The sequence below is a fragment of the Winogradskyella eckloniae genome (assembly GCF_013249045.1).
Taxonomy (GTDB): Bacteria; Bacteroidota; Bacteroidia; order Flavobacteriales; family Flavobacteriaceae; genus Winogradskyella; species Winogradskyella eckloniae.
The window spans coordinates 25236-36735 of sequence record NZ_JABRWP010000006.1 but is presented as its reverse complement, the minus strand read 5'-3'; the positions used below and the strand labels follow the sequence as shown (position 1 = coordinate 36735).

9 protein-coding genes are annotated in these 11500 nt (G+C 33.6%); 4 read left to right on the top strand and 5 right to left on the bottom strand.

All coding sequences use genetic code 11. From position 1 onward, the window contains the following. Positions 1–249: 249 nt before the first annotated feature. From HNV08_RS11520 to rhaD, 3 genes are all read right to left on the bottom strand, one after another. Positions 250–1578, bottom strand: coding sequence for an FGGY family carbohydrate kinase (locus HNV08_RS11520; protein ID WP_173281481.1), 1329 nt, complete (start codon positions 1576–1578; stop codon positions 250–252). Between the two features lie 65 nt (positions 1579–1643). Further along, positions 1644–3431 carry an L-fucose isomerase gene (locus HNV08_RS11515; RefSeq protein ID WP_173281480.1) on the bottom strand — a complete coding sequence of 596 codons (1788 nt, stop codon included), beginning with the start codon at positions 3429–3431 and terminating at the stop codon, positions 1644–1646. Positions 3432–3446: 15 nt separating this feature from the next. Next, on the bottom strand, positions 3447–4241 hold the full coding sequence (gene rhaD / locus HNV08_RS11510; protein WP_173281479.1) for a rhamnulose-1-phosphate aldolase: 795 nt from the start codon (positions 4239–4241) through the stop codon (positions 3447–3449). A 183-nt stretch (positions 4242–4424) separates the two neighbouring features. Here rhaD and HNV08_RS11505 point away from each other — a divergent pair, with 183 nt between their 5' ends. From HNV08_RS11505 to HNV08_RS11490, 4 genes are all read left to right on the top strand, one after another. Then, the gene (locus tag HNV08_RS11505) at positions 4425–5324 is read left to right on the top strand and encodes an AraC family transcriptional regulator (RefSeq protein WP_173281478.1); all 900 of its coding nucleotides are present in this window, start codon (positions 4425–4427) and stop codon (positions 5322–5324) included. Between the two features lie 387 nt (positions 5325–5711). Then, the gene (gene aldA / locus HNV08_RS11500; protein WP_173281477.1) at positions 5712–7151 is read left to right on the top strand and encodes an aldehyde dehydrogenase; all 1440 of its coding nucleotides are present in this window, start codon (positions 5712–5714) and stop codon (positions 7149–7151) included. Between the two features lie 90 nt (positions 7152–7241). Continuing rightward, positions 7242–8546, top strand: coding sequence for an L-fucose:H+ symporter permease (gene fucP / locus HNV08_RS11495; protein WP_173281476.1), 1305 nt, complete (start codon positions 7242–7244; stop codon positions 8544–8546). Positions 8547–8621: 75 nt separating this feature from the next. Further along, entirely contained in the window at positions 8622–9773 is a 1152-nt protein-coding gene (locus tag HNV08_RS11490) for an alpha-hydroxy acid oxidase (protein ID WP_173281475.1), read from the top strand. Between the two features lie 237 nt (positions 9774–10010). Here the strand turns inward: HNV08_RS11490 and HNV08_RS11485 are convergent, their stop codons facing one another. Continuing rightward, a complete protein-coding gene (locus tag HNV08_RS11485; protein WP_173281474.1) occupies positions 10011–10478 on the bottom strand; it encodes a pyridoxamine 5'-phosphate oxidase family protein in 468 nt (155 codons plus the stop codon). Positions 10479–10613: 135 nt separating this feature from the next. Beyond that, positions 10614–11414, bottom strand: a complete 801-nt coding sequence (locus tag HNV08_RS11480; RefSeq protein WP_173281473.1) for a glycerophosphodiester phosphodiesterase — start codon at positions 11412–11414, stop codon at positions 10614–10616. Between the last annotated feature and the right edge of the window lie 86 nt (positions 11415–11500).

Genomic DNA, 11500 nt, shown 5'->3' with positions numbered 1-11500 from the left:
GATATAAAAATATGCGTATTTTAATGTATGGACTAATAAAATAATTGTTTTTTACATCAGACCACAAAAACAATACGCTTAATAAAAGTATATACAATATAAATATACTAAAGTAGTATATCTTGTCTTTAATTTTAAATTAGAATTGCTACTGCAATTTAGTACAATTCTATTGCTATACTAAATTAACCTTAAACTATAGTTGAACATCGATTACCGATAATTAATTATTCTTAATAATTGGAATTCTTACTGCGATGGTAAGTCACCCAAATAAGCTTTCATCATCATGGCAGCGCCCAACGCACTCTCATTTTTACAATCGGATATATGTATTTCAATATCCGTTTTTAACAGTTTTAAAAAGTGAATAAAGATTAAATTCTTATTAAATCCTCCAGAAATAAAAACATCTTTTATGGTTGAGTTTTCATCCGAAATTAAATGGATGCCTTGAATCACTTTTTTACTAATTTCAAAAACTATTTGGTAATATGCAGCTTCGTAACTACTGTAATTGGTTAACAAATAAGGATGTGCTTCAAAATCACTATCTATGCCCTCAGCTAAAAACACACGAGAATCCGTTTTGATTAACTCTTGGCATAAAGTTGTATTGAGTGTTAAGCTGAGATGCGCATCCATATCCTCTTTAAAAAAGTCGCTTAATGCTGTGATATAAACTTCGTGAATTTTACCTAAAAACTGCATTGAAGATTTTATTTGCTGTTTTTGTGGTGTCATAAAACACAAACAGTTGTTTTTTAATTGGTGTTGCGTCAAGGTTTCCTTACTGAATGGATTCATAGCTATAATCCAAGTTCCTGTTGACAGTAATATAAATTCATTCTCGCTTTCAGATTCTAACAATGGAATAATTGAAGCCGAGCTATCGTGCAATCCAGTACCTATTGCAATTTCTTGTCCATTAAAATTAGTAATTACAGCGGCTTTCCCATTTTGCGGTATTGGTAAATTTAATTTATAATCTGAAACCCATTGATGATACTGCATGGTATCAAAATCCCAAGTCGCTGTATGCGCTCCTACTGACGTAAAATCAGCAGTTATTTTTTTTGTAAACAGATAACTTAAATATTGTGGATAATGCAAAATAGCTGTTACCTGACTCCATAATTCTGGTTTTTCTTTTTGCAGTTTTAAAATTTGAAGCCCAGTATTTAACATACCATATGCAGGAGATGCAGTTTTTCTAGAAAACGCTTCTTGACCTCCATATACTTCATAAAACTCATGATATTCATCTAAATTTAAAGACTTCAGATAATTATACAAAGGGGTTATTCTATTGCCGTTTTTATCAAGATAAATAAGACTTGCGCCATGTGTAGAAAAATTAATAGCCTTTATTAAATAATTACCTTCCGCTTGTATCTTTTTTATCTCATTTTGTATCCAATTTTCTATGGATATGATATCATCACAAGGGTATCCATCTTCATCAACAATTTCATCAAATCGTGTTGCATTTCTGTATACAACAACAAAATCTTCATTAAAAAGAAGTATTTTTTTGTTTGTTTTCCCTATATCAATTACAGCAATTACATTTTCCATCACAATTATACATTAAAAAAAGGGTGTTTGATTTTAAAGCCAAGCACCCTTTGGAGTTATTCTAACTAGTTTTTAAATCCGTATAACGGACCATAATTTTCGCAAGCTCTATAATCAGCACCTTCTAAGCCTTCGCCAAATGCAGACCATGCACTTGGTCTAAAGACGTCGTCTTCACTAACGTTATGCATATTAACAGGAATACGTAACATCGCTGCTAATGAAATCAAATCAGCACCAATATGACCATGAGAAATTGCGCCATGATTGGCTCCCCATTTTGCCATAACGGTATATACATCTTTAAAGCATCCACTTCCTGTAGTTCTTGGTACAAACCAGGTGGTTGGCCAAGTTGGATTTGTTCTTTCATTCAATATCTCGTGTACATCCTCTGGCAATTCAACACTCCAACCTTCTACTATTTGAAGTACTGGTCCTATACCTTTTACAAGATTAATTCTACACATAGTTAAAGGGATTGTTCCCTTTGTCTTAAATTGAGAAGAGAAACCACCACCTCTAAAATACTCAGCAATAGCTGCTGGCCATTTGGTGTTATCTAAGCATTTTTGTACTTCGTCTTCTGTGATTTCCCAAAATGGTTTCATAGTTGGATTTCCATCTGCGTCCGTTTGCTGTGCTGTGGCATCTAGTGTTGTAGAACCAGAATTGATCAAATGAATAATACCATTTTCTGCTATTCCTGTTAATTTTTTACCCGTTACACGTTCTACAGACTCAGGACTCCAATACGTACGAACATCAGAGAACAATTGTGCTTTGTTAGTTAACAAGTGTCCAAACAACATTGAAATAGCGTTTAAACAATCATTTTCTGTTGCAAATGTGTACGCTTGACGAATTCCATTCCAATCAAAAGATGAATTTAATATTGATTCTGTAAAATCTGCATTGGGTTGGTAATCGGTCCACTGACGTTGTCCTTGAAATCCTCCCATAATGGCATTTCTGCCTTTAGACTCTTCACCAAATCCCATGGCTTTTAACCTTGGATTTCCGTTCATTAAATCTTTACAGATTAAAGTCATTTTTACCACCTTTTCCCATTCAGCATCTTTTACTTCTGCTGATTTTTGAGCTCCAGGACTGTTATAATCTTTTCCTTCTTTACAGTTTGCTTTGGTCCAAGCTAAAGCTTTTTCAAACTCATCATGGTCGTAAATACCTTCGTCCATACGTCTTAATAACTCTACGGACTCTACAAACTCTGCCCTTACACCTAAGTAATCTTGCAAAAAGTTAACATCGACCATAGAACCCGCAATTCCCATAGAACTGTAGCCTATTGATAAATACGACTTCCCTTTCATTTGAGCAACTGCTAAAGCGCCTTTAGTAAAACGTAGTATTTTTTCTGAAACATCTTGAGGGATGGTTTGGTCACCACTATCTTGAACCTCTTTACCATAAATTCCGAATGCTGGTAATCCTTTTTGAGAATATCCTGCTAATGCCGCTGCTAAATAAACAGCACCTGGTCGCTCTGTACCGTTAAAGCCCCAAACAGCCTTAGGAGTTAAAGGGTCCGTATCCATCACTTCAGTACCATAACACCAACAAGGTGTTACAGTTAATGACACGTCTACTCCTTCTCTTTTAAATTTATCTGCGCAAGCTGCTGCATCTGCAACACCTCCAATTGTAGTATCTGCAATGACAACCTCAACGTTTTCGCCACTAGGGAAACGTAAATTATCTGTTATTAATTTTGCTGCAGCCTTCGCCATATCCATGGTTTGAACTTCTAACGACTCTCTTACACCTAACTCACGTCCATCAATCACCGGACGAATGCCTACTTTTGGTAATCTACCTATTAATCTACTCATGATTATTTTTTTATATTATATAAATTGCTCTAATTCGGTTAATTGCGCATTGGATAGTCCTGCAGGTTTAAAACCAGCTGACCAACACATCATTAACATTTTAGCGCCTTTATTTGCCACATCTAAAAAGTCCCAAGCTTGCATTACATCTGGTGCTGTAGCAGTAGCACCATGTTTTTCCCATAACGAAACATTCCTTGTTTTAAAAGCTTCCATTGTAACTTCTGCCAAAGCCGCAGTACTAGAAAGCGCATAAGGCGTGCAGTGAATACCTTTTGGCACAAAAACTTTTACCTCAGGACACATGGCCCATATTTGTCTGTTTAATTCTTCTTCATCATTAAATAACTCATGATGACTCATACAAATCAATTCTAAAGGATGAGTATGCACAACAGCTAAGTTTTCTGGATGGTGAATAGAATTAAAAAGATGAATGCTTGAATGCGAAATTAACTCACAAGTTGGGCCAAAATTTTCTCGTTTTCCGCCCCAAATAATAGAATAAGCGGTAGCATCTTCATTAATATATAAGATACACGAAGCTTCTTCGAGTTTATTAACAAGATCTCTAAGATAACAACCTGTACCAGTTATGTAGATAACAAAGCCAGCTGCTCCTTTCGGAAAATCAAAAGGCACCTCTGTACCAATGCCCTGAACTTCTTCTTTTTTAAAGTAAGATGTTAGGTTCATAGAAATGTTTCCTGCATTTCGTTCTGCCCATTCACGTTGCCATAAATAACCTGCAACTTCGGATACTTTTTTTAATTCTGCTTCTACTTGTACTGGAAGTTTTATCGTTTTCATTTGTTTTTGTTTTTGTGTTTCATATGACATATGACACGTCTTAAAGACTCATAACAAATCGTATTCGTTATGGATGACATATACCGTTATAAATAAATTTATGTAACAAAATTATACACACATTAAGAGATATTAAATATTCAAAATCTGTATTTTTGTATCTAATTCAAACATTAGTGAATTATGAAGTTTGTAAAAGAAATTGAATTAGGAGATCCTTCTGCAAATCACCAAAACTTTATTGACCTGAAACTCAAACTCTTATGTTGCAGGTATTGGTTGTTAGATTTATGGGACTGCCATGAAATGGTTTTTCCGTTTTGGAGATTATATTGGAATAAAAACACAGGCGGCGAATTAATTCATCGTGATACTGTAATTGAAATGGATCCAAATCATATTTACATTATTCCTCCATTCACTTCTTTTTCTTCACGTTACACAAAAAATCACACATATAATGAAGGTATTCATGTGTCTGGGAAACAATTAAACATCAAGCACAATGAAGCCGATTTAGAAAATATGTTTCTCATCCACTTTTTTGCACATTTTAATTTAGGTGTACCGTTTGATAGTGTTTACCCAGGCATTTTGAAAATTGAATTAACAGACTATTTAAAAGATCGGTTAGACTATTTAACCCATCGACTAAAAATTGAAAACAAAAATTTTAAGCTTACATTTAATCTAAAATTACAGGCATTTATTAAAGAAGCACTTACTAATATTGGTCCCGAATTATGGAAAACAATTAATATTGACGAGCGCGTCCTAAAGGTTATACGGTTTATAGAAGTTAATCTCGAAAAAAAATTGAGCAATACACAAATGTCTTCACTTGTTAATATGGCGCCAAATTCATTTGCTCGATTATTTAAAGAAGAAATGAACGTCACCTTGCATCAATTTGTTCAAAATAGAAAAATCGCAAAATCTTGTGAGTATTTTGAACACACTAATAAATCTATAGAAAATGTTGCTTTTAATTTAGGCTTTTCAGATCGTTACCATTTTTCACGCGTATTCAAATCCGTAACAGGCTTAACACCTGCCTCCTATAAATCAGGAAAATACACCTAAACTTCCCATTCAAAATTCTACAATACATACTGCAATGATGTTTATTTTTAGGTCAATGAAGATTTTGAGCAATTAATTGATGGATTTGAGAAATCGACTTAAGCTTAATTTATCATTCTTTGTATAGACCAAATGCATTTGCGGTTTGGCCCACAAATTTGTAACTCAATAATTTTAAGACATCACTATTTTACTACCGTAAATTAAAACGTGAAAATCTATCAATGTTTAAATTGTACATATTATTGATTATAATGGATAAATGCAAATACTGCAAGTCATTGTAAGTTTGTGTTACATTTTACTAAAAAGTATTTCGAATATTTATCTATATACAAAAAAACCATCGAAATATTTACACATATCATAAACTAAATATAAACGAATATGAAAGAATTTAATCAATTTATAAACGGAAAGTTTGTTAAATCTACATCTTCAGAAACAACAAAAGTACTTAACCCATGTACCGAAGAAGTTTTGTCTGAGATACCAAAAGGTTCCGTTGAAGATGCGAATAAGGCCTTGGATGCTGCAAAAAACTCACAATTTGCTTGGAAATCTTTAACTGCAATTGAGCGTGCTGGTTATTTACACAAAATGGCTACAGTAATACGTGAGAATCGTGTGTTTTTAGCAGAGACTTTAGCAGCAGAGCAAGCCAAAGTAATAGGATTAGCGCAAGTAGAAATAGACGTTACTGCAGATTATTTTGATTATTATGCTGGTTTCGCAAGACGTATTGAAGGTGAAATTATTCAAAGTGATCGTAAAAAAGAACATATCTTTCTTCATAAAGCACCTATTGGTGTTGCCGTTGGTATTTTACCATGGAACTTTCCATTTTTTGTAATGGCAAGAAAAGTTGCAGCATCTCTAATAACAGGTAATACATGTGTTATTAAACCAAGTTGCATTGCACCAAATACGATTATGGAATGGGTAGATTTAATTCAAAAAATTGAATTACCTGCTGGTGTTTTAAACTTTGTTTGTGGTTCTGGGCCAGTTGTTGGTAACGCTTTATCTAAAAATCCAATTACAGGAATTATCAGTTTAACTGGTAGTGTTTTTGCAGGCCAGAAAGTTATGGAAGCTGCTTCTGAAAACATTACTAAGGTATCCTTAGAATTAGGTGGTAAAGCACCTGCTATTGTTTGCGCTGATGCTAATTTAGAATTGGCAGTAAATGCCGTGGTGGGTTCAAGAATTATCTATAGCGGACAGGTCTGTAATTGTGCAGAGCGTGTGTATGTAGAAGAATCTATACACGATCAATTTTTAGAAATGGTTACGGCTAAAATGAAAGCCATAAAAGTAGAAGATGCCTTCTCAGAAAATAATCCAGATATGAGTGCCATGGTATCTAAAGCACAATTAGACAAGGTTGCAGAAATGGTTGAATTTGCAAAAAAGGAAGGCGCAGAAGTTCTATTAGGTGGAGGAAAATCTACACAGTTTGACAAAGGATATTTCTACCAACCAACATTATTAACCAATGTAAAACAAGACATGCAAATTATTCAAGAAGAAGTTTTTGGCCCTGTTTTACCAGTTATGACTTTTAGCACTTTAGACGAGGCCATTGCATTAGCAAACGACTCTGAATATGGTTTAACATCATCTATTTTTTCTGAAAACTTCAATAAAGTTATGCATGCCGCAGAGGAGTTACAATATGGAGAAACATACATCAACAGAGAACATTTTGAAGCGATCCAAGGGTTTCACGCTGGATGGAAAAAATCTGGTATTGGAGGTGCAGATGGAAAACATGGTATGGAAGAATACCTTCAAACTAAAGTAATTTACGCACAGTACAGATAAAAATTAATAGCACATTACAAAAGCACTATTCATCTATAGACTCTAACTTGAATGGTGCTTTTTTTCCTTTAAACTAATAAATACCAACAAATGACGACATCAAAAAAAATACCTGTTGTTTCTAAAGAAGTGTTAGTACCTTTTGTACTCATTACATCTTTATTTGCACTTTGGGGATTTGCTAACGACATTACTAATCCTATGGTAGCTGCATTTGCAACAGTTATGGAAATTTCTACGGCAAAAGCGGCATTGGTACAATTAGCTTTTTATGGAGGTTATGCTACTATGGCTATTCCTGCTGCGTTATTTGTTAGAAAATACAGTTATAAAAAAGGTATATTGCTAGGTTTAACGCTATATGCGATTGGCGCTTTATTATTTTTTCCGGCAGCTAAATTTGAAGTTTTTGGATTCTTTTTAGGCTCATTATATATCTTAACTTTTGGATTAGCCTTTTTAGAAACTACAGCAAATCCATTTATTTTATCTATGGGTGACGAGCGTACTGCGACCCAACGTTTAAACTTGGCTCAAGCTTTCAATCCTATTGGTTCTTTATTTGGCATGTTTGTGGCTTCAAAATTTATTCTTGTAGCATTAGATTCTGATAAACGTAATGCTGCAGGTGAACTTATTTTTAATACGCTTGATGAAGCAAAAAAAGCCGTAATTAGAACACACGACTTAGAAATAATCAGAAATCCATATGTTATACTTGGTTTCGTAGTTATTGCCATGCTGGTTGTAATTTCTATCACTAAAATGCCTAAAAGAACGGTTAATGAGAACCCGACAAGTGCGGCATCTTCGTTCAAAAGATTGTTTAAAAATGGAAAATACAAAGAAGGTGTTTTAGCCCAATTATTCTATGTTGCTGCTCAGATTATGTGTTGGACTTTTATTATTCAATATGCAGGTAATTTAGGGATTTCAAAAGCTGACGCGCAGAATTACAATATTGTAGCAATGGCTATATTTTTATGTAGTAGATTTATTAGTACCTTCTTAATGAAGTATATTAATTCTAGGAAACTACTTATGATTTTTGCACTATGCGCTATGGCAACCATGTCTGGCGTTATCCTTATTGAAGGTATCGTAGGCCTGTATTTACTAGTTGCAACTTCTGCTTTTATGTCGTTAATGTTTCCAACAATTTACGGTATTGCCTTAGATGGACTTAGAGAAGATGACACTGCTATTGGTGCAGCAGGTTTAGTTATGGCAATTGTTGGTGGAGCCTTAATGCCAATTTTACAAGGATTGATGATAGACACTGAAAAAATTGGACCATTTTCTGGTGTTAATTTCTCATTTATTTTGCCTTTTATTTGCTTCTGCTTTATTGCACTTTATGGATATAGAACATTAAAAAAATACAAGGATCACTAAAAACATCTCGATGTTCCTTTCAATAGAAAGAAACCCTTGAGATACAATAACAGAAATGACAATACATATATTAATATGGCTTTAGAATTCAACACAAAATATCCATCAATAGATGATTTAAGAACAAAGGCAGAAAAAATGATTCCTAAATTTGCTTTTGAATACCTTGATGGTGGTTGTAACGAAGACGTTAACCTACATAGAAACACTTCTGAACTAAGAGATGTACAATTAATTCCGCAGTATCTAAGAAACTTTAATGGTGCCAATTTAAAAACTAAACTATTTGGTATTGAGTACGATGCTCCATTTGGAATTGCTCCTGTTGGTCTTCAAGGTTTAATGTGGCCCAATGCGCCAGAAATATTAGCCAAAGCAGCTCACAAACATAATGTACCATTTATATTAAGCACAGTAACAACCACAAGCATAGAACGCGCCGCAGAATTGACAGAAGGCAAAGCATGGTTTCAACTCTATCATCCAACTGAAGATCGCCTAAGAGACGATATTATTAAAAGAGCAGCCGCAGCAGAATGCCCAGTATTAGTCATTCTATGTGACGTGCCTACTTTTGGTTTTAGACCTAGAGATATAAGAAACGGGTTGGCTATGCCTCCAAAAATGTCTATAAATAATATTCTTCAAGTTTTAGGAAAACCTAAATGGGCAATGAATACACTGCGCTACGGACAACCAAACTTTGAAACTTTAAAACCATATATGCCTAAAGGCCTAGATTTAAAACAATTGGGCAAATTTATGGATGCTACATTTTCTGGACGATTAAACGAAGAAAAAATTAAACCTATTCGCGATATGTGGAAAGGTAAAATTGTACTTAAAGGTGTTGCATCTGAAGAAGACACAAAAGAAGCTATTCGTCTTGGTCTAGATGGTATTATCGTATCCAATCATGGCGGCAGACAACTTGATGCTGGAGAATCTACAATAAAACCGCTTGTAAATATTGCCGCAAAATATGGCGATCAAATAGATGTTATGATGGATAGCGGAATTAGATCTGGACCAGACATCGCAAGGTCTCTTGCCAGTGGTGCAAAATTTACATTTATGGGACGCTCATTTATGTATGGAGTTTCCGCATTAGGAAACAAAGGAGGAAATCATACAATTTCGCTCTTAAAAACAGAATTACAACAAGTTATGGAACAATTATGCTGTGAACAAGTAGAGCATTTACCAAAACATTTAGTTATAAAATAACTTCATTAGATTATTTAGTTAATAGTTATGTAATTGCACTCTTCGCAATTATTTTTAAGAAAAAGTCACTGTAGGGAGTGGCTTTTTTTTTATTTAACAATAACATTATATTTCATAAACTATTGTTGAAATCTAAATTTTAATTGCGCTAATAGAAGTCTATACTCTTAGAAAAACACGAAACATCATACGATATATTAACGTTCTCTTACGTATTAGAAGTCATCTGTATTCAATTTATTTCACTGATTGATGATTTCTTAATCTACCTGTTAATTCGTTGACTTTAATTTGAAAAATAATTGGCTTATCATCGGCTTCGATCTTACTAGAAAACTCACTTATAAAGTCTAGTTTTCTAAATTCTTTATTTATAATTAAATCTTTTATACCCAATGAAAATTGATGCAATTTGGCTTTAGCTGTACTAGCGTTGACTTCTTGATATTCACCATGAGCAAGAACAGATTTCCAATCATTAATAGAATCTATATCCGAAACGCAAAGTGACACTTTTGCATTTTTTCTCATAGCCTCTATCTTATGTCCTTTTGCGGAATAACCAAGAATAACATTATTCTCTAAATCAAAAAAATAAGTTATGGGCACAACAAAAGGCTGGTCTCTGTGGATATAAGATAAATACCCAATATAATTAAGCATTAATACTGCAATAGACTCTTTTTCTGTTAGTTCTCTAAACATCACGTTTCGTTTTAGTTTAGACCAAATTATCTAATGTTATCTTATAAAACTATGATATTAATCAGCTTCTTGATTTAACAGCACCTAAAGAGAACGATTATTAAATATACACCATATAAAAGGTATATCTTTGTTTTAATGATTTGCAGCTTCTTCTAGTCTTTTAAAAGCCAGTTCTGGCTCATCTGTTGTAATGTAATCGAAATTGTGCGTTATTAACCAGTCTATATCTTCTTGTTTATTAGCTGTCCAAGCATTAAGCTTTAAACCTAGGGTTTTAGCTTCGGAAATCCATTCTGGTTTTTCTTTTAGCTTGTAGACAAAATAATCTAACCCAGTAATATTATCTGTTTTTAGTACGTCTGGTGTTTTAGATCCATCTAAATATAACACCTTAGAATTGGGATCAATTTGTTTAATATGTTTTATAAGTTCATAACTAAAACTGATATAATAAGAGATATAAGATTCTGCCTTTAGTTCTTTTACTAAAGCCACAGCTTTTTCTGCCATTAAGATATTTCGTCCTTCAGTTTTAGACGGTTTTATTTCGCAAACCAAACCTGTTGATATATTATCTGTCATTCCTGCAATTATAAAATCCTTTAAGGTTGGTAGCGTTTCACCATTAGGTAATTTATGTTTTGCTAGTGTTTCATAGGTAGATGTTTCGATATTCAAACCTGCGAAATCTGCATCATGGGTTACAATTAATACACTATCTGCGGTCATACGAACATCAAACTCCGAACCTGTACATTTTAATCGAATAGCTTCCTTTAAGGCTGCTACAGAATTTTTTGGTAAGCCATTAGTTTTCCAAGCACCTCTATGGGCAATAACAGGATTATTAGCAAATTCAATTTCTGGTTCTGTAGATGCTGTGTTACATGCTGAAAAAACTATACATATAAACACAATTAATAAATATTTCATTTGGAATTTTGTTTTAATAAATAGAGTAAAACCCTCTTTAAAAAAGAAAAAAAAGGGCAAGAGAACTTGCCCAATTTAAAACTAAT